This window comes from Microbacterium sp. 1154 (assembly GCF_031455375.1).
Lineage (GTDB): Bacteria > Actinomycetota > Actinomycetes > Actinomycetales > Microbacteriaceae > Microbacterium.
This window is the reverse complement of sequence record NZ_JAVDSN010000002.1, coordinates 264,107-282,515: the sequence shown is the minus strand read 5'-3', so window position 1 is coordinate 282,515 and position 18,409 is coordinate 264,107. Positions and strand designations below refer to the sequence as shown.

Sequence of the window (18,409 nt, the reverse complement as noted above, 5' to 3'; positions counted from 1 at the left end):
ACTGGCGAGAGGGTGGCCGGGCCGTCAGCCGCTGGGACTCCACGGTGTTCGTAGCCGTCGCGGTCGGCGGTGGCGCAGGGGTGGTCGGCGCGCTGCTGGTGGGCTGGATCCAGGCACCGTGGGCGTCGGGCGTCTCGCTCGCAACACTCTGGTTGGGCATGTTGGGCGCCGTTGCGTTCGCCTTCCGGCGGGCGCGCCCGGCAGGCCTTCTCAAACTGCGAGCCACAGATCTGCTGTGGGGCGTGGGTCTAGGCCTGACATTGCGCGTCGCCCAGGGGTTGGCGAGCCAAGCAAACTCGAACCCGTTTCCCACGTCTGTGTCGTCGACGGGCGGGTTGTCCGCCAGCGAACTAGGAAACGCGCTGGCTGCGGGACTCGCCGGCCCGCTGATCGAAGAGTTTTTCTTCCGTGCGGTGCTGCTGGTTTTGATCTACCAAGCCTTCCGCCGCAGCTTGGGTCATGTTGCAGCTGCAGTGACCGCGACTCTTGCCTCAGCAGGCGTCTTCGTCTGTCTGCACGCGGTGTTTGCTTCGCTAACTCTTGCAGACGGGCTGCAGCTGTTTCTCGTCGGGGTGGCGTGCTCAGCCCTGGTGCTCTTGACCGGGCGCATCTGGGGGGCGGTTTTCGCGCACGTCGTCTACAACGCGATTCTCATTCTCCTGGGCATTCTCGGCGGTTTTGTCGCCTGACGCTGCAGGACAAGATTAGTGGGTCGAATGTCGGGACGGCGTGCTTACGTAGCCCAGTTGGTCCATCGTGATCCCGGATCGATCGCATCGTGAGGTCAAACGTTCGAGGGTTCCCGACGACACGCCCGCGGGCCAGTTCACGCGACATTTGCTGTTATTGTTCGTGCCATGCCTCGGCGCAAATGCCCTGGTCGAAGGGGGCAGTCGCACTGTGACGTCAGACCGTTCGGTCGACGCGACATCGCCGTCGCAGAGCACTTCGTTCCTCTCGCTATTCATCCTGGCCAACAGGAGGCGCGGCAGTGGGCAAGTGCCGCCCGCTGGTGCCGAGCGGTCGAGTGAGAGGTTGAACAGCCTCGCGCCTCCGGGCCCCGGCACAGCAGCACGCCTCCGTCCTGGCAGATGTGCGTGTGATGACGTTTCGATGGTGCACCGGGGGCGGCTGTGAGCAAAAAAGCATCCAAATCGAAGACGATCGCCCTCCTGGGCACACGGGGATATCCCAGCTTTTATGGCGGATTCGAGACCGCCGTTCGCAAACTTGCGCCGGCCCTGGCGGACGCAGGCTGGGCCGTGAGCGTTTACGGTCGGCCTGGGCAGACGCGAGTGGACGATCCGAACCTCGACCGGCGCGTGCAGCGGATCACAACGCGCGGGCTCGAAAGTAAGAAGACGAGCACCCTGACTTTCGGGTTCACCTCGGCTGTCGACGCGGCGCGCCGCAAACCGGATGTCGTGATCGTGATGAACTGCGCAAACGGGTTGTGGCTGCCGCTCCTGAAACTTCGCGGGATAGCTACGGCGGTCAACGTTGATGGAATGGAGTGGGAGCGAGCCAAGTGGGGCAGGGTCGCGAAGGCCGTCTTCAAGCTGGGCGCCCATTTCACAGCACGGTTTGCAGATGTGATTATCTGTGACGCGCAAGCCATCTCGGACCGCTGGCAAGAGCAATTCGGTCGGTCCAGTCAAGTCATTGCATACGGAGGTGAGCCTGCGTCCGAATCGCCGAGTCCATTGGGCCTGGCGACGGGAACCTACGTGCTTTGGGTAGCGCGACTAGTTCCGGAGAACACGATCGAAGAGTTCATGCAGGCAGTGTCCGTGGTGGCTGACACCTACCCGGTCGTGATCGTCGGCAGTTCCGGCTACGCGGACGACCTCGATTTGAAGGTTCGGGAGCTCGCTCAGCACCCGAACGTCTATGCCCTGGGGCACGTGAGTGACGACGAACTGCTTCACTCTCTCTGGGCGCACTGTGGCGCTTACTTTCACGGTCACAGCGTGGGCGGCACCAATCCTGCTTTGGTCCAAGCGATGGCCAGCGGAGCCCCGGTCGTTGCGCGGGATACCGTCTTCAATCGAGAAGTGCTAGACGACGCCGCCATATTCGTCGAACCCACGAGTGACGCCATCGCGGCGGGAATTCAAAAGATGATGTCGGATCGAGATTTGGCATCTGAGGTATCGCAGAGGGCGAAAGTGCGCGCAGTCACTCATTACTCCTGGAAGGTGATCTGTGAACAGTACGAAAAAGTTGCGCGATCCCTGGTTTCGAGATGACGTACATTCGCCTCATGCCGGAGCTGCGTGCGGCGCACGTAGAGCGTGCGCGAGCCTGGGGCCGCGCCGAGACGATCCTGTATAAGAAGAAGAAGTGGGACCTTGGCAGTGATGGTCTCGTTCCGGACAACTGTCATCGGCTGACCATGAGAACTCTTCATACCGCCTGTCGTGGGCAACGTGCGGTCATCGAGTTGCCTGAACCTCTCTGGGTGAGAGAGCTCCCCTTCACCATGATTCTGACACTCGCGTGCTGGTTTATTTCAGGCGGCAGGGCACGCTTCGTGACCTACGCCATCGAAAACAACGACCTCAGAACCCTGCTCGGCGGCGGCGTTCGGGCCCACCTTCTGCGCTACATCGTCGGCGGGTTTTTCGCTCTCACGCTCCGGCGGGTGGCCTATGGCAGTGAGACGGCCAAATCGACATACGCGTCGCTCCCTTGGTTCGCGAAAGTGCCAAGTTGCGTCATTCTGGAGCTACCTGCAGATGGCCTCACAGCATCTCAGCCGGGGCCGCGGTCTGGTGCTTTGTTCGTCGGACGCCTCGAGGAACGCAAGGGCATTCTGGAGTTGATGGCCGCGTGGGCCGAAGTGGAGCGTGTGTGCGAAGACGACATTCTCATCGTTGGCGACGGACCGTTGCGCTTCTCGGTGGAGTCTTGGGTGGAGGAACGGCCCGAGTCGCGCGCGTACGTGTCACATATCGACCACACGGACCTTGAAGGGACGTACTCATCACGCAGCGTGCTCGTAGCTCCGTCGAAGAGGGATGGGCGGTGGCGCGAGCAGATCGGGCTCCCCATAAAAGAGGGCCTGGCCAGGGGGATGACAATCGTCACCACACCCGAGACGGGACTCGCCCGATGGTTGGAGGAGCAGGGTCATTCGGTCGCGCCGTTGTCGGGCTTGCCTTCAATCCTGCTTGCCGCGATGAAGGCACCACTATCGCCGGTGAGGGTTGTTGGGGCACTCCCGCCTACGGACGGAAGAGAGCAGGCCGACGCTTGGCTTAAGGGAGAAACATGTTGAGCGACGTCGTCGCCATAGTTGTCCACCATAAGCGCCACGGTGACATCGGTTCTGTCGTTCGTTCCCTAGCGTCCGCGGGCATCGAGCACGAGCGCATCGTTGTCGTGGATAACTCTGAGACCCCCGGACTGGAGGCTCAGCTGGAAAGGGACGTGCAGCCAGCCCGTTTGCTCATCGTTGAGAACCGTGGATACGGCGCGGCCGTAAATGACGGGTTGGCTCTCATCGACACGACCTGGCCCGACGTGCCGTTCGTGTTGGTAGCAACGCATGAAGTCTCGGTCGATGGGGCGTCCCTTTCGGCCTTGAGGCAGGCGCTCGTCGACGCCCCAGATCTGTCCGCAACGGGACCGACCCTTCTTTCTGAGGGAACCGACCGTCATCAGGTGTGGTCACAGGGTGGGACATTCACCCGGTGGGGGCGGATGCCAAATCACGTTCGACATGACCGCTCGCGTGCGGCGACGGTGCAGCGTGCCTGGCTGGACGGCGCGATTATCCTCTATAGGCGCAGCAGCCTGACGGCTCGTCCGTTTGACGAAGCTTTCTTCCTCTACATGGAGGAAGTGGACCTGCACCTTCGGCTGGGGTACGCATCGACGCCGGTCGCGTGGGTGCCCGACGCGCACGCGTTCCAAACTTCGAGCGGCACACCGCCACGGCTGTTTGCTCGAAATCTGCGGTACCTTCACGCTAAACATCGTTTGAGCTGGCTCGGAGCACGAGCGCTCTTGCCAGTGATGCGGCGAGCAGCGGGCTTGGCATCGAGGGGCGAATGGCGCCAGGTCAAAGATCTGATGCGCGGGCAGACGGAACGCTTGCCACGAGCCCAACCGCACGTCATCTTCCTCAATCCGCTGGGGACTGCGCTTGCACACTACGCAGCGGAGTTCCGTTCTGTGCTTTCGTCTGCAGGGGTGTCCGCCACCTTCATCTCCATCCCGGAGCCCAGCAGCGCGGGCGACGGTCGGGTGAAGTGGCTCCTCCGCTACGCCCGTAGCCTCCACCGCGCAAAAGCACTCTCGCGCGGGTCGGACGCACATCTCGTGGTCGCTTGGCCCGTGCTGGGGTTTCTTGATTCATTGCTCATCGGCGCTGTCGCCAAGAGCGCCTACCAAGTCATCCACGATCCGACACCGCTCGTGCGGGCGGTCGGGTACGGGAAGGTGAGCCGTCTTGTCGCCAGGTCCTTGGGCAGGAGGGTCGACTACATCACCCACAGTCCGGCCGCACTGGCCGAAATGCGAGAGTTCGGCTTTCCCCTCAGCCGTCTTGCGCTCGTGAAGCATCCGGTCGTTCCGCCTAGTGCACCGTGGCCTCGGAGCGGGCAGATCACCGTGCGGGTTTTGGGGCAGTACAAGGCGGACCGCGACGTCGAACTCATGGGGGCGGTAGCTCGCGAGAACTCCGATGGCTGGCGGTTCGAGGTCTGCGGGCGCGGGTGGCCGAATGTTGAGGGGTGGACGCGAGACCCTCGTTTCCTTACCGAGGTTGAATTCGAGGAGAAGCTGAGGACTGCTCATGTGCTCCTGGTTCCATACCGTCGCTTTTACCAGAGCGGTGTAGCTCTTCGCGCTATGGAACTGGGCACGCCGGTTGTGGCTCCTGCAGGTTCTGTCCTTGATCCGTTGATCGCGCCTGAGCACCGCGTTGCACCTGGCGGCTCTTCGGGCCCTGACGCTGTGCGCGCTGCCGCCCTTTCATCGGAGGATGACTGGAAGCAGGCATTCATTTCCTACCGTGCCTCCGCCGTACGCGAGGTACAGATGCTCTTCGGTGCCACCGGATGATGCGCACTCGAAGCGAGCGCATAGTTGTGGTGACGACGGCCCCCGCTGATCGCGCCAGTGAATGGAGTGGGCAACAGGGCGTGGAGCGCGTCGTCACCCTTCGCAACCCCAGTTTGTCGGGCAGGCGGTTCGGGAAGCTCGCACTTGGGCTGGGGATGGACGCCCTTGCCCTAGCACTGAAGACGCGCCTGAGGGTCGCCTCTCGGACCATGGTGCTCACGACCAATCCGTGGATCGCAGTCTCGCTGCGCTTCTTAGGGCACCGCAACTTGGTCTCGCTAGGAATCTTTGCGACGCCCGGCTCGCGGACGTGGACCCTTTTCCGACGCGTTATCCCGCACTGCTCCATGATTGTCATGTCCACGCTCGAGCGGGACAATTGGCGGGCTGAGGGCGGTACGGCGGCGTATGTGCGGTACGGGAACTCGTTCCCGTACCCGCCGCCGGCGTCGGGGCCTCGTCCGGGGAGCACCGTGCGAATTTTCATCGGCGGGTCCTCCGACCGCGATCACGCCTTGATCGATCGCATCGCAGCGGAGGTGCTCGACTCGGGCGCCGACATCCACCTGACGATTGCCGTCGGCGACGGGCCGACTACCCAGCGGTCAGGCCAAGCCGAGGTTCGAAGGTTGGCTACCTTGTCCCAAGAGGAGTTCGGTGAGGAGCTTCGGAACGCGACTGTGTCTTTCCTTCCTCTGGAACAGAGCGGGCGGTCAGCAGGCCACATGTTCATCGTGGGCTCTCTGCAGGTAGGAACGCCGGTGCTGTATACCGAGACGGAGGGCATGCGCGAATACGGGGATGCACTCTTCTGCCGTCCCATACCGCGCGGTGTCTCGCCCTTGAAGTACTTGCTAGAGGGCGCAGCGTCCTTGCCCTCTGCTCACGACACGCACCAATTCTGGCGAGCGAACTTCTCGCGGAAGAGCTTCGTTGAAGCGGTTCTCGATGCGTCGCGAGCGATGAGCGCACTGAAGAACGCTGATGACTGATTCACCGGACAGACCTCGCAACCTGCGGCGCGGTGCGATGTCGCTGCTGGGTGGTCAATGGGGCAAATACTTGCTCCAGATCCTGTCCTTCGTGGTTTTGGCACGACTGCTGAGCCCGTCGGATTTCGGACTCGTCACGATGGTGACGGCGGTGCTGGGGCTGGCAACCGTGCTGGGCGACATGGGGCTCAGCATGGCAGCTCTTCAGCGGGAGTCCCTGACGCAGGGTGAGAAGAGCAACCTCTTCTGGCTGAACGTGCTCACGGGGCTTATCGCGACCATTCTCGCCGCGGCAGCGTCACCTGTGCTGGCTGTGTTCTATCAGCGCTCGGAAGTGCTATGGATAGGGCTCGCCATCTCGGTGACTTTCCTCCTGAATGGGGCGAGCGTGCAATCGAAGGTCGAGATGAACCGGCGCGGCCGGTTTGGCGCTCTGGCCTCAATCGACCTTGGATCTCAGGCCGTGGCATTCGCCTCTGCCGTGATTCTGGCGCTCGCCGGCGCAGGATACTGGGCGCTGGTGGTGCAGAGCGTGGCGGCGGCGCTTGTGGGGAGTGTCTGGGCGATGGCTCAGGGCAAGTGGATTCCTTCTCGGTGGTCATCTACCGATCCGGTCAAACCGTTCCTTCGATTCGGGTTGAGCACCTTGGCCTTGCAGGCGGTCAACTATGTGTCGGTGAACGTGGCGAACGTCGTGTTGGGGCGCACGATGTCGTCGGCCGCGGTCGGCATTTACGGCCGGGCGACGCAACTTGTGTCGCTCCCCGTTCAGCAGCTGGCCTCGCCCCTTACCCGCATATCGCTCCCTTATTTGGCCGACAAATCGCGCGTGTCGCAGAATGCCCTCCTTTCGGCCGCAGTCACGATCCAGCACGTGCTGGTCGTCGCTCTTCTCGGTGCCTTGAGTCTGCTCGCAGCTACAGCGGACCCGCTCGTGCCCCTTCTGTTGGGTTCTGACTGGGCGCCTGCGGTCCCACTAGTTCAGATCCTTGCCGTAGGCGGAGCGTTTCAAGCCCTCGGTTATCTGTACTACTGGCTCTTCTTGTCCACCGCGCGAACGGCCTCGCTACTCGCATCCGAGCTGCCAGGCAGGATTTTTCTGATGGTGCTGGTTCTCGTGGCCTGGCCCTTCGGCTTGGCCGCGGTTGCGTGGAGCTTCTCGATCGCGCAGATGATCATCTGGCTCACGGGTACGCTCTTCTTCGTTCATCGCACCGGCGTGGCGGCCCGCGTCTTGGTGAGAGCTGCCGCTCCGACGACGTTGCTTTACGCCGCGGCCGCGTCCGCCGCAATTCTCGTCGGGCAACTCGTGCTCATCGACTCGTCGGTACTTCGAGTGATCATTAGCGCGACGGTTTGGCTAGCCGCCTGCGGATTGGGCTTCACGCTTGTTCCGAGCTGCCGTCGCGCAATCCTCAGCGCGGCAGCAGTGATCAAGAATCGGAAGTCCGCATGAGTCCCGACGCGAATTTTGCTGTCCTTGCCTATCCCTCAAACAGAGAGGCTCTGTCGAATCCCTACGTTCGACTGCTTTATGACGAAGCAGCTGGCGGGCATTTCCAGATTGAGTCCTTCTCCATCCGCGGAGCCCTGATGCGGAGGGCAGACATCGTTCATCTGCACTGGCCAGAGTGGACCATCGTGCAACGGTCGCCGTGGAAGGCCTACCCACGGCTTCTCGCCTTCATGGCGGTGATATGGCTCGCAAGGGCTCGTGGCGCAGCGATCGTTTGGACGGTCCATAACCTGCATCCACATCGCCGTGTTTCGCGTCTGCGGGAAGCATTGCTGTATACATTCCTTCGCCGAGCGGTCGACCGCCAAATCCATCTGACGGAGGCCACGCATCGCGCGATGGAGGACACCCAACACCCGGCACGCGTACGGCGCCGCACGGTCATTGAACATGGTGCGCTGGTGGACCGAGCTTCCGTGCCAGAGCCGGGCGCTTTCAGGCAGAAGAACGGTGTTCCCGCTGATGCGCGGCTGATTGTTTTCTTCGGCGGCATAGACCGGTACAAGGGCGTGCCTGATCTCATCTCCGCGTTCGGAGAGCTCGACGACCCGAATAGTCGACTTGCTATCTGTGGCAAGTTCGCTGATAGGAGCATCGAGCGGCAGGTGTTGGAAGCGGCGAGAACCGACAATCGGGTTCTTGTGCGGCCGGGCTACCTCCCGGAGGAAGAACTGGCGCAACTCGCCGCGGATGCTGACCTCATCGTGCTCCCGTATGCCGCCGGCTTGAACTCAGGGAGCGTGTTCTACGCGCTGAGCGTGCCCCGCCCCGTGCTTGTGCCCCGCACGGACACCTTCGTCGCCGTATCGCGAGCAGTCGGAGACGGCTGGGTGCACACATATCGCGGTCTTCTCACGTCTCAAGCCATTGAGGCTGCATTGAGCTCTAGGACGCCTCCAGCGCATCCAAAAATCCCGTCTTGGCGAACCATTTGGTTGCAGACCGAAGCTGTCTACGCCGAAGCGATCGCAGAGCGCCGCGGGCGTGCATGACTGAGCGCGTTCCAGCGCGTTCGGAGGATACGACTGCGCAACCTCGAGGGTGAGAAGCAAAGGCGCAACGGGTTTTCGCGTCTTTTTGCAGTCCGCCCCACATTGATGACGCCGTCGCAGCAGTGTCCACGTCGGTCATCGTGCTGACCTTCGACCCTGCAGTGCCCCGATGCTCCCGGTGTACGGTGCACGGGCGCACAGCTCGTCGTCGGAGCGCTCGTCGTGACTGAGCCCCGCCTTGGCCATCAGCCGACGTCGAAACGCTTGCTGACCGTTTGAAGCGCACTAGCTGAAAGGCAGAAGGCCCCGGATCTTTCGATCCGGGGCCTTCTCTTTGTTGCGGGGGCAGGATTTGAACCTACGACCTCTGGGTTATGAGCCCAGCGAGCTACCGAGCTGCTCCACCCCGCGGCACAAGAGAAAACATTACCCGCAGATGAACCAACCCGCAAATCCGGGCATGCGGCCCGGGAGTGTCGCGACAGAATAGCCAGGTGAGCAGCAATATTGATGATTTCGCCGACGGGCGCCCTGAGACCCCCGCGCAGCGAGCAGACCGCAACTGGAACGAGATTCTGCAGGAGTTACGGGTGCTGCAGACCGGTACACAGATCCTCACGGGCTTCCTTCTGGCCCTGGCGTTCCAAGCGTCGTTCGCCGAGCTCGAGGCCGCCCAGCGGGTGCTCTACCTCGTGCTCATCTGCCTCGCCGCACTGAGCGCGGTGGTTGCCCTCGCACCCGTAGCGCTCCACCGCGCTGTGTTCCACCTCCAGGTCAAGCCGGTGCTCGTGAGGGTCGCGCATGACGCGCTCCGCGGGGCGCTCGCCCTGGTCTCTCTCTTGCTAGTAGGTGTGGTCGCGTTCGTCTTCGACGTCGTCGTGGGTCTTGGGGCGGCCGTGGTGTCCGGGGTCGTGCTCGGTGTGGTCATCCTCGTGCTGTGGATCGTGGTGCCGATGTTCGTCCGGCACCGGGGGAGGGAGAGTGCGCGATGAGATACGAGACCCTGGGAAACGTCGTCGTACAGTTCGCGCCGCCCGCCTCGCGCGAGGGCACCTCGCGGACATCGCTCGCGTGGCTGCAGTTCGCGGAGCCGGCGGCGTCGTCTTCTCGGATTGATCCAGTACTTCGTCGACTCCTTCGGTGCCTCGCTCGCCGAGAACGCTGAGAACCTCGACGGGCCGTGCGTGCGCAGACAGCGCTGGCAGCCGAGCTCGACGTGGGCGTGGTTGCGGGTCTCGTCGAAAAGGAGGATGACGGTCGCCGGGCGCGGAAGACCGTTGTCGCGATCGGATTGGATAACATTCGATTCGCGTAACGGAAGGTACATCTGTACGACGCGTTTGATCAGCTCGAGTCTGATTGGGTGGCGCCAGGGGAAATCGTCCCGCCTGAGGTGTTCGAGGTGCCGGGCCTGCGGTTCGGTCGCATGACGTGCCAAGGCCTGCGGTTTCCTGAGGTGTCGCGAACACTGGCCGACGCACAGGCCCCGACGTCGCACTGGTTCCCGCGGGGTGGGTGCGCGGCCCGCTGAGAGACCACCATTGGAAAACGCTGTTGACCGCGAGGGCGATCGAGAACACGTTCTTCGTGGCCGCGGCTGATCATCCGCCGCCGCTCGAAGTTAAACACTCGATGATCATGGACCCGCAAGGCGTCATGTTGGCTCAGGTGGGCACGGCGGCCGATGTCGCGGTGGCGTGCGTCGATCTGGCTGCGGTTGAATGGGGGCGATATGTGAACCCCCCGCTGGAGCTGCGGCGCTACCGGGTGACAGCTTGACAGAAGCGGTGAAACGTTCGGCGCGTGTTCTCCGTCGCTCGCGGTGCACCTGGTGGCTTCGCCGGGCGGCACTCAGCTGAGCAGGGCGCGCGGCCGGCGCATCGCGGCTCGTTTTTTTGGCAATGAATCCGCCTGAACTGAGCTGCGAAGGGCATTGATTGGCTTTGTTCCTCCCATCGGTTGCTCGGACGATTTGTGATCCTGCTGAGTGAAGCACAGGCCCAAGGCGAGGGCGTAGAGGGAGAAGCCTGCAGGCCACGAGAGCACGTCAAAGGTGAAGAAAAAGATTGTCACCGCTATCAGCGGCTTTCGGATTGCATCGCGCTGGCAAAGAGCGACCACAACGGTCACTACGAGCGTCACAAGACCCAGTATTCCTGTGGTGGCGAGTGTCGTCACGAGTTGGTTGTCGATAGCGAAGAAGTTGCCGGTCTGCAGCAGACCTTGGGTGAACAGGTTATCGACCGATCCGACTCCGTTGCCGATTATCACGTTCGCTGGTTGCTGAGTGATAAGTTTTGGTACCGCCTCCAACGCGCCGCTACGATGGCCAACGGAGTCACCTTCCAAGAAGCTGGTGACTATATTACCGGAAAAAAATCCTGTTGCGGCGAGGAATAACGTAAGCAGAAGCGCGCTGAATGAGCCGACGACTACCCGCGTTGCCCGACTGCCGCCAAGCGAAAACAGAAGTAACGCAACAGCGACAATGATTCCCGATCGGCTTCCCGTAGCAAAAAGGCCGGCTGACAAGAGGATGAAAGATGCGGTTTTCTGAGGGCGTGTGAATTTGGCCTGCTGGCTGAGTACGAGAGCTACGGCTAGCAGAAGTAGGAGAGCCAGCATGAGCGGGTGGCCCATTGTGCCTTCGCCGCGCGTTAGGCCCGGTAATAGCTGATGGGGGTAGATGACGGGGTTTTCCCACAAGCGCGGTGCTAGGCCCACCATCTCGAGCAGCGCGTAGATGGCTTCCAGTGTAGACACGCCGACGATGAGTCGTATCAGGAAGATTCTCTCGCTCGGTAATGAGGCGAGCCAGATGACAAGAAGGCTGGCGCCGGGGAGTGCCGCGGTCACTAGTTCGGTCATTTGTGCGGTTTGCGGATGCAGGACGGTGGCGGCGGCGGCCAACGCGACGTAGGCGGCGACCAACCACGAGCCTCGCCGACGAGACGCGTCGAAGCGGCGACGCAGGAGCACGAGAAGCGCGGCCACCGATGCCACCGCGAGAACCCCGTTCTTCGTGCCCGTTTCGGAAACGTAGAAGGTCGGTATGAGAACCACGGCCGCCACTACGAGGCTCCCCGCTATGGCGGACACCCAATCTCTTCGGCACGTCAGCAGGACAATCACGACGAGCGCGGACACGGCCAACGCGGCGGTTATTTCCAGCACGTCTCGAAGGCTACTCTCACCGAGGGCCTGGTGACGTGCGCGCGCGCAATGGCGGCCAGTCCCGCGCGCTGCGTCGGCCTGTTCGCGCCGCGCCTCGATTGCGATTCGGTGGCGCCTATGCTTCGCATATGCCTGAACGCCGTGCACGCGACAACACGCTCGACTTCCTCCGCTTGTTTGCAGCCCTCGTCGTGGTTGTTGCGCACTCCCAAACTGACCTGCGCGCGCCGTTTGCTTGGGGCGCGTCCGAACTGGTCGACGGTGTCGGAATGTTCTTCATCATCTCTGGCCTGCTCGTCTACAAGTCTGGCGAGAGTATCTATCGTCGGACCGGCCGGTGGCGTGACTTCTTTTGGAATCGGTATCTGCGTGTTGCTCCTGCTATCTACGTTTTCGCTGCGTCCGCGCCTTTCCTCCTCGTCGCACTAGGTGCGGTGGCCCTGCCGGCGCTCGCAAATCCCGAGATGATCGTCTGGTTGGGGGCGTCCTTCGTTCTGCTGCCTAACTACGATCCTTCAGTCTGGCAGGACTTCGGAACGGGGGTAATCAACGGGCAGTTATGGACTATCCCGGCGGAAGTTAGCTTCTATCTAGTGGTGCCGTTGCTGGTCCTCCTTGCGCGTCGCTTTGGCTTCTGGGTGATGCTGACGCCCATGATTGTGCTTTCCATCGTGGGCCCGCTGCTCTCTGCGCAGGGCGGCTTGCTTCAGACGGTCGTGCACCACACCTTCCTCGAGAAGGCTGCATTCTTCACTGTGGGCATCTTCTGGGCGCGCTACTGGGGGCGTGTGCCTGCCAATTGGTGGCTATTCGGTGTTGTTCTCGCCGTCTATCTGCCCGTCAAAGTATTTGCCCTCCAGACTGACGTAGTTGGCCCAATCGAACCTCTTCTCATTGCCGTTCCGCTCGGCTACCTCGTTGTCCAATTCGGCTACAACGGTCCACTGGTTCTGGCGCGGCTCACTCAGCGCCTTGGGGACCTGAGCTACGGCACCTATATCTGGCACGTGCTTGTCATCAACGCCTTTATCTGGTTCGGGTGGACGGACGACTGGTGGCTGGTGCTTATCGTGGTCGGAGTGACCCTTTTCGTGGCCTGGTTGTCATGGCACCTAGTCGAGAAGCGCGCGCTCTCCCTCAAGCGAACGACCTCGCGCGAAGGCGTGGCTGCAGTCGCACAGAGTGCGGCGGACGCGTAGAAATCATGAAGTAACGTGCCTCACGTGGACTCGATGTCCCGGTCCGACCAGGGAGCGTCAGTTACTGGTTCGACTGATGTCGCGCTCGCGACTCCATTGTCGGCAACAACGCAGTGGGTGGCGGTTTCGGCATTCAACCGCAGCCCTCAGTTGAACGTCATCCCCGCCAACCGCCCCGCCGCGTCCTCCAGCACTTCCACCCGCTTGCACGCGGCGAACCGCACCAAGGTCGCGTACTCGCCGCGGTGTGCGGGCGTGACGAAAGCGGTGAGCGGAATGCCGACCACACCGGCGCGGGCGGGCAGCTCGCGGCAGAACGCGTCGGCGTCGGTGGCGCCGAGCGGGGCGGCATCCACCACCGTGAAGTACGACCCCGCGGGGGTCGAGACGTCGAAACCGGCGGCGCGCAGACCGGTGCCCAACAGGGCGGCCTTGGCGGCCATCTCCGACGCGACCGAGGTGAAGAAGGCGTCGGGCAGGCGCAGGCCCACGGCGATCGCCGGCTGGAACGGCGAACCGCCCACGTACGTCAGGTACTGCTTCACGGCGAGCACGGCCGACACGAGGTCGGCGGGCCCGGTGACCCACCCGGTCTTCCATCCGGTGAGCGAGAAGGTCTTGCCGCCCGACGAGATCGACACCGTGCGCTCGAAGGCACCCGGAAGGGTGGCGATCGGCACGTGCGGTCCGTCGAACACGAGGTGCTCGTACACCTCGTCGGTGACGATGATCGCGTCGTGCTGGTGGGCCAGGCGCACCACCTCGTCGAGCACCTCGCGCGAGAACACCGTGCCGGTGGGGTTGTGCGGATCGTTCACGAGAATCACGCGGGTGCGATCGGTGACCGCGGATGCCAGCTGCTCCAGGTCGGGCTGAAAGTCGGGCCACCGCAGGGGCACCGGCACGAGCTTCGCGCCCGAGAGGGCCACGCAGGCCGCGTACGAGTCGTAGTACGGCTCGAACACCACGACCTCGTCGTCGGGGGAGTCCACGAGCGCCAGCAGGGTCGCGGCGAGCGCCTCGGTCGCCCCGACCGTCACGAGCACCTCGCGCTGCGGGTCGAGCTCGATCCCGTAGAAACGCCGCTGGTGCTCGGCGACGGCGGCCAGCAGGTCGGGAAAGCCGCGCCCCGGCGCGTACTGGTTGATCCCCGACGAGATGGCCGAGCGGGCGGCATCCAGAACCGCTTCCGGTCCGTCCTCGTCGGGGAAGCCCTGCCCGAGGTTGAGGGCGCCGGTCGCCGCGGCGAGAGCGCTCATCTCGGCGAAGATCGTGGGAACCGACGAGTTGTCGGGCGCGAGCAGACCCGCGCCTCGAGCGGTGCGCTGCCAGGCGCCGGGAATGTGTCGCATGGATCCAGGATGCCGCACCCTCGTGCAGCGCAAGAGGGAATGCCACGCGGGTCTCTCCTGCTAGACCCATAGAGACGGCCCACGCCCGTCATAGGTGGTCCACAGGATCGGTGGTCATCGTAGAAGCACCTGGAACAAGGAGCATCCCATGAGCGACACCACGGACAACCGTCCCGAGGGCAACGACAACAGCCACCAGAACAACTCGGCCGCGAACGGCGCCGTTCCCGCGTCGCCGCAGCCCGAGTCCACCACCCCCGCCGCCCCGCGCTACGACGCGCCGCCGGTCCCCACCCGCTCGCCGGCCTCGGCCGCCGCAGCCTGGCCGCCGCCCGCCGCGGGTGCTGCGCCCCAGCAGCCCTTCGCGCAGCACCCCGGGTACGCCTCGGCCCCCTCGGGCGCGACGTCGCCCACCGGCCAGGCCTTCGGCCCTGCCGCAACCGACGCGCACCCCACGCTCGCGATGCCCTCGTCGACCTCGACCGCCCCCCGCAAGAAGGGTTCGGCGCCGCGCATCGCGGCCCTGCTGGTCGCGGCCGCCCTCGTCGGCGGTGGCGCGGGCCTCGGCGGCACGTACGCCGGCCTGAACCTCTGGGGCGGGTCGAGCTCGTCCGTCGCCTCGGGACCGCAGGCCATCACGGTCAATAACCCCGACAGCGTCAACAACACCTCCGCGGTCGCCGCGAAGGTGGTGCCGAGCGTCGTCACCATCAGCGCCACCGCCGGACAGTCGGGCGGTACCGGTTCGGGCGTCATCCTCAGCCAGGACGGCTACGTGCTCACCAACACCCACGTGGTCACCCTCGATGGCCAGAGCGGCAGCGCGAAGATCTCGGTCACCACCTCCGACGGCAAGGTCTACGCGGCCACGGTCGTCGGCACCGACCCCACCTACGACCTCGCGGTCATCAAGCTCGACAACGCGTCGGGCCTGACCCCGATCGAGTGGGCCGACTCGTCGAAGCTCAACGTCGGCGACAACGCCATCGCCATCGGCGCCCCGCTCGACCTGCCCAACACGGTCACCACGGGTATCGTCAGCGCGCTCAACCGCTCGATCCAGGTCGCCTCGTCGGCCGCGCCAAGCGACGGGTCCGATCAGCAGCAGGACCAGGGCCAGGGCGGCGAGAGCCCGTTCCGCTTCGACTTCGGTCAGGGCGAGCAGCAGCAGTCGACCAACCAGACCATCAAGATCGCCGTCATCCAGACCGACGCCGCCATCAACCCCGGTAACTCGGGCGGGGCGCTCGTCGACAACCAGGGCAAGCTGATCGGCATCAACGTCGCCATCGCGAGCGCCGGCGGGTCGTCGTCGGGCGGTCAGTCCGGCAACATCGGCGTCGGCTTCTCGATCCCCTCCGACATCGCCAAGCGCGTCTCGCAGGAGATCATCGACAACGGTTCCGCCTCGCACGGCCTGCTGGGTGCCTCGGTTCAGGATGCCGCGTCCATCCAGGGAGCGACCACGACCGGTGCCTACATCGCCGACGTCTCGAGCGGCGGCGCCGCCCAGGCCGCAGGGCTCCAGAAGGGCGACGTGATCACGAAGTTCAACGGCATCCCGATCACGAACTCCATCGACCTGACCGCTCAGGTGCGCGCTCTCGCCGCCGGCAGCAAGGCCGAGGTCACGTACAACCGCGGCAACCAGGAGAAGACGGCCGAGGTCACCCTGGGTTCCATGCCCACGAGCTGACCCGCTCACCACGAAAGAACGCCACCCCGCCGGATCGCGCGGGGTGGCGTTCTTCTGCGCGTCGGGGCGGCGTCAGTGCAGCGGGGCTAGACGCCCGATCGCCGCGAGGGGGATGCCCACCCAATCCGGACGATTGCGCGTCTCGTAGATGGCCTCGTAGACCGCCTTGTCGAGTTCGAACGCCTTCAGAAGCGCGTCGTCGTCGGCGCGCGGGCGGCCCGTCGTTGCGGCGTAGCCGTCGAGAAACGCCTGCTGCGCCGCGATGACCCACGCGCGGACGGCGTCACCGTCATCGTCGGCGACGGCGCCCGAGACGTAGTCGAACGATCGGAGCATGCCGGCGACGTCGCGCACGGCGACATCGGGCTGCAGGCGTTCGTTGATCGGTCGAAGCGGCTCGCCCTCGAAATCGAGCAGCACCCAGCCGTTCGAGGGGGTGTCGAGCACCTGTCCGAGGTGCAGATCGCCGTGGATGCGCTGCAGATCCGGCCACGGACCGTAAAGGGCGTTGTCGTACACCTCTTGAATCTGTTCCGCGTACGGGGCGAGCTGGGGTACTTCCATCAGCGCGATCGTGAGGCGGCGCTCCCAGGCGTTCGTCACCGACGAGCGGTCGGCAGGGCTCGGCTTCAGCGTCGAGAACTGCTGGGCCAGAGCCAGGTGCATGCCGGCGACGCTCGCGCCCAACGCGTAGGCGCGCTCCGAGAAGTCGTCGCCTGCGGCGGCCGCGTCCAGGGCGACGCGCCACGCATCCTCGACCCCCTCGAAGAACTCCTGAGCGAACGCGAGCGAACCGCTCACCGGAACCCCCTCGGGGGTCATCCACGTGCCGCGCACCTCGCCGATCGCTCCGGGGACGAAAGTGGCCCCACCGGCGGCCAGAGCGGACTGAAGTTCGACGTCGGGATTGATCCCGGGGTTAACCTGCCGGAACAACTTGCAGATCACCGGGACGCCCGATTCTTCACCCTCAGGCCGGTAGATGATCGAGGTGTTCGACTGCTCACCGCTCAGCACGCGAGCACTCACGCGTGCGGCCAGGGGGCGTCCGTTGGTCGCTCCGAGCGGGATGCCACGGAACCCGTCTTCCTCCGAACCCGCGTCGCCGCCCGCCGTCACCAGCGCGTACAGCGCATCGGTGAAGGCGGGGTCGGTCGTGGCATCCGTCCACACCAGCGCCTCACCGGCGGCGCCGATCAGGCTTCCCGGGGGAACCGAGCCCTCGGGCCGCCGCGCGACGGGTACCTGGTAGACGATCGCCGGCTGCACGGCTTCGTCGCGCACCAGCAGCAGTCGCGCGTCGACGGCGTCGAGCGGCCAGTCGGCCACGAGAGTCAGCCGCGGGTCGCGGCCCTTCGTGCCGTACCAGCGTTGCCGCGGCATCCAGACAGCGAGGAGTTCGAGGAGGTCGCCCATGCGGCGAGGCTAACGCGCCCCGCCGTCCTGCGCGCAGGTCTTGCGCGCGGCCCCGTCTCGATGAGAGAGGGTGAAATTCAGGATGCCGGCGCCTCCTCCGCGCCGCCCGCCTCGAGCTCCGATGAGTCGGTGCGGCGCGAACGGCGGGGGAGAGCCCGGCGAGCGATGGCTTCGCCGGCGCGACGCACGCCGCCGAACGCGGCGCGCTCGAGACGCTCCGCCCCCGGCTGAGGCTCGAGATCGGCGGGAAGCGTGAGCGGGGGAGCGCCGAACGCCCGCCGCGCGTTGACGAGCACGCGACGGCCGAGGATGTGATTGCCCGCCCCGCCCACCACGGCGCCGACGCCGAACGGCAGGGCCTTGCCGATCCACGACGCACCCCCGCGGGTGGCGAACTGGCGCACGAACGTCGTCTTGAGCCGGTCGACGAGGGGACCGACCATCGCGCGCGGAAGCGTCTTCGTGACCATCTCGCCCCAGTAGCTGGAACGCGTGCCCCCGCGACCGGCGGCTTGAGAGGCCAGCTGCGAGACGAGGTCGATGCCCTCCTTGCCCAGCATGAGCGCGAGCACCAGGGCGCGACCACGGTCGGGGTCCTGAACCACGATCCCGTGCACCTCGGCGACCGACTGCGCGTACAGAGCGGTCGCCTCGAGGAAGCCCACCGTCTCGACGCCGCTGAGCGCGAGTGTCACGCCGGTTCCGATCCCGGGGACCACGGCGGTCGCACCGACGGCGGCTCCGCCGGTGGTGACGGCCGCGAGATAGCGACGCTCGAGGATCTTCAGGATCTCGTCGACCCCGGCATCCGGATGCCGCAGACGGATGCTGCGCAGATGCGCGAGCACCACGGGGCGCTGCACCGACAGCACCCGATCGAGCATGCGGATGGTGCGCGGGTGCTCCTCCGACCCCACCGGGGGGAGGCCGCCCTTCCAGGGGGCGTCGTCGGGCAGGGTGTGGATGCGGTGCACCTTCTCGGCCATGCATCCATCCTCACCC

General features: G+C 64.7%; 16 protein-coding genes and 1 tRNA gene. 12 read left to right on the top strand and 5 right to left on the bottom strand.

What is annotated here, in order from left to right; all coding sequences use genetic code 11:
- The first annotated feature begins 44 nt into the window (after positions 1–44).
- The 7 genes from J2X55_RS10610 to J2X55_RS10580 all read left to right on the top strand — a co-directional run bounded on the left by J2X55_RS10610 (position 45) and on the right by J2X55_RS10580 (position 8,570).
- Positions 45–689 (top strand): CPBP family intramembrane glutamic endopeptidase, encoded by a 645-nt coding sequence (locus J2X55_RS10610; RefSeq protein WP_309823322.1) that lies wholly within the window; start codon positions 45–47, stop codon positions 687–689.
- A gap of 444 nt (positions 690–1,133) precedes the next feature.
- Positions 1,134–2,249: a glycosyltransferase gene (locus tag J2X55_RS10605; protein ID WP_309823320.1), complete on the top strand. Its 1,116-nt coding sequence runs from the start codon at positions 1,134–1,136 to the stop codon at positions 2,247–2,249.
- A gap of 14 nt (positions 2,250–2,263) precedes the next feature.
- A complete protein-coding gene (locus J2X55_RS10600) occupies positions 2,264–3,280 on the top strand; it encodes a glycosyltransferase (RefSeq protein WP_309823318.1) in 1,017 nt (338 codons plus the stop codon).
- On the top strand, positions 3,274–5,070 hold the full coding sequence (locus J2X55_RS10595; protein ID WP_309823316.1) for a glycosyltransferase: 1,797 nt from the start codon (positions 3,274–3,276) through the stop codon (positions 5,068–5,070). Before J2X55_RS10600 ends, J2X55_RS10595 begins: the two co-directional genes overlap by 7 nt.
- Positions 5,071–5,150: 80 nt before the next feature.
- Positions 5,151–6,062: a hypothetical protein gene (locus tag J2X55_RS10590; RefSeq protein WP_309823314.1), complete on the top strand. Its 912-nt coding sequence runs from the start codon at positions 5,151–5,153 to the stop codon at positions 6,060–6,062.
- Complete coding sequence (locus tag J2X55_RS10585; protein ID WP_309823312.1) at positions 6,055–7,518, top strand: lipopolysaccharide biosynthesis protein; 1,464 nt, start codon at positions 6,055–6,057, stop codon at positions 7,516–7,518. Before J2X55_RS10590 ends, J2X55_RS10585 begins: the two co-directional genes overlap by 8 nt.
- On the top strand, positions 7,515–8,570 hold the full coding sequence (locus J2X55_RS10580) for a glycosyltransferase (protein WP_309823310.1): 1,056 nt from the start codon (positions 7,515–7,517) through the stop codon (positions 8,568–8,570). The genes J2X55_RS10585 and J2X55_RS10580 overlap by 4 nt, the downstream gene beginning before the upstream one ends.
- 337 nt (positions 8,571–8,907) lie before the next feature.
- Here the strand turns inward: J2X55_RS10580 and J2X55_RS10575 are convergent.
- Positions 8,908–8,981 (bottom strand) — tRNA-Met (locus tag J2X55_RS10575).
- An 83-nt stretch (positions 8,982–9,064) separates the two neighbouring features.
- Here J2X55_RS10575 and J2X55_RS10570 point away from each other — a divergent pair.
- The 3 genes from J2X55_RS10570 (at position 9,065) to J2X55_RS10560 (ending at position 10,349) form a co-directional block, all read left to right on the top strand.
- Positions 9,065–9,562 carry a DUF6328 family protein gene (locus tag J2X55_RS10570; RefSeq protein WP_309823309.1) on the top strand — a complete coding sequence of 166 codons (498 nt, stop codon included), beginning with the start codon at positions 9,065–9,067 and terminating at the stop codon, positions 9,560–9,562.
- Positions 9,563–9,933: 371 nt separating this feature from the next.
- Positions 9,934–10,101 (top strand): hypothetical protein, encoded by a 168-nt coding sequence (locus J2X55_RS10565; protein ID WP_309823307.1) that lies wholly within the window; start codon positions 9,934–9,936, stop codon positions 10,099–10,101.
- Complete coding sequence (locus tag J2X55_RS10560; protein ID WP_309823306.1) at positions 10,086–10,349, top strand: nitrilase-related carbon-nitrogen hydrolase; 264 nt, start codon at positions 10,086–10,088, stop codon at positions 10,347–10,349. Before J2X55_RS10565 ends, J2X55_RS10560 begins: the two co-directional genes overlap by 16 nt.
- Positions 10,350–10,421: 72 nt before the next feature.
- Here the strand turns inward: J2X55_RS10560 and J2X55_RS10555 are convergent, their stop codons facing one another.
- Positions 10,422–11,744, bottom strand: a complete 1,323-nt coding sequence (locus tag J2X55_RS10555) for an O-antigen ligase family protein (RefSeq protein ID WP_309823304.1) — start codon at positions 11,742–11,744, stop codon at positions 10,422–10,424.
- 128 nt (positions 11,745–11,872) lie between these two features.
- On the opposite strand from J2X55_RS10555, the gene J2X55_RS10550 reads away from it, so the two are divergent.
- The gene (locus tag J2X55_RS10550; RefSeq protein WP_309823302.1) at positions 11,873–12,943 is read left to right on the top strand and encodes an acyltransferase; all 1,071 of its coding nucleotides are present in this window, start codon (positions 11,873–11,875) and stop codon (positions 12,941–12,943) included.
- Between the two features lie 146 nt (positions 12,944–13,089).
- Here the strand turns inward: J2X55_RS10550 and J2X55_RS10545 are convergent, their stop codons facing one another.
- Entirely contained in the window at positions 13,090–14,295 is a 1,206-nt protein-coding gene (locus J2X55_RS10545; protein WP_309823300.1) for an aminotransferase class I/II-fold pyridoxal phosphate-dependent enzyme, read from the bottom strand.
- A gap of 148 nt (positions 14,296–14,443) precedes the next feature.
- Here J2X55_RS10545 and J2X55_RS10540 point away from each other — a divergent pair, with 148 nt between their 5' ends.
- Positions 14,444–15,991 (top strand): trypsin-like peptidase domain-containing protein, encoded by a 1,548-nt coding sequence (locus J2X55_RS10540; protein WP_309823298.1) that lies wholly within the window; start codon positions 14,444–14,446, stop codon positions 15,989–15,991.
- Positions 15,992–16,063: 72 nt separating this feature from the next.
- On the opposite strand, the gene J2X55_RS10535 is transcribed toward J2X55_RS10540, so the two are convergent.
- Positions 16,064–17,407 carry a maltokinase N-terminal cap-like domain-containing protein gene (locus tag J2X55_RS10535; protein ID WP_309823295.1) on the bottom strand — a complete coding sequence of 448 codons (1,344 nt, stop codon included), beginning with the start codon at positions 17,405–17,407 and terminating at the stop codon, positions 16,064–16,066.
- 77 nt (positions 17,408–17,484) lie between these two features.
- Positions 17,485–18,393, bottom strand: a complete 909-nt coding sequence (locus J2X55_RS10530) for a hypothetical protein (protein ID WP_309823294.1) — start codon at positions 18,391–18,393, stop codon at positions 17,485–17,487.
- Positions 18,394–18,409 lie beyond the last annotated feature (16 nt).

What these genes read in the sequence shown, in the direction of transcription:
- J2X55_RS10600 (WP_309823318.1), top strand. Translation starts at nt 2,264, where the DNA reads ATGCCGGAGCTGCGTGCGGCGCACGTAGAGCGTGCGCGAGCCTGGGGC.
- J2X55_RS10595 (WP_309823316.1), top strand. Translation starts at nt 3,274, where the DNA reads ATGTTGAGCGACGTCGTCGCCATAGTTGTCCACCATAAGCGCCACGGT.
- J2X55_RS10585 (WP_309823312.1), top strand. Translation starts at nt 6,055, where the DNA reads ATGACTGATTCACCGGACAGACCTCGCAACCTGCGGCGCGGTGCGATG.
- J2X55_RS10580 (WP_309823310.1), top strand. Translation starts at nt 7,515, where the DNA reads ATGAGTCCCGACGCGAATTTTGCTGTCCTTGCCTATCCCTCAAACAGA.
- J2X55_RS10550 (WP_309823302.1), top strand. Translation starts at nt 11,873, where the DNA reads ATGCCTGAACGCCGTGCACGCGACAACACGCTCGACTTCCTCCGCTTG.
- J2X55_RS10545 (WP_309823300.1), bottom strand. Translation starts at nt 14,295, where the DNA reads ATGCGACACATTCCCGGCGCCTGGCAGCGCACCGCTCGAGGCGCGGGT.
- J2X55_RS10540 (WP_309823298.1), top strand. Translation starts at nt 14,444, where the DNA reads ATGAGCGACACCACGGACAACCGTCCCGAGGGCAACGACAACAGCCAC.
- J2X55_RS10535 (WP_309823295.1), bottom strand. Translation starts at nt 17,407, where the DNA reads ATGGGCGACCTCCTCGAACTCCTCGCTGTCTGGATGCCGCGGCAACGC.
- J2X55_RS10530 (WP_309823294.1), bottom strand. Translation starts at nt 18,393, where the DNA reads ATGGCCGAGAAGGTGCACCGCATCCACACCCTGCCCGACGACGCCCCC.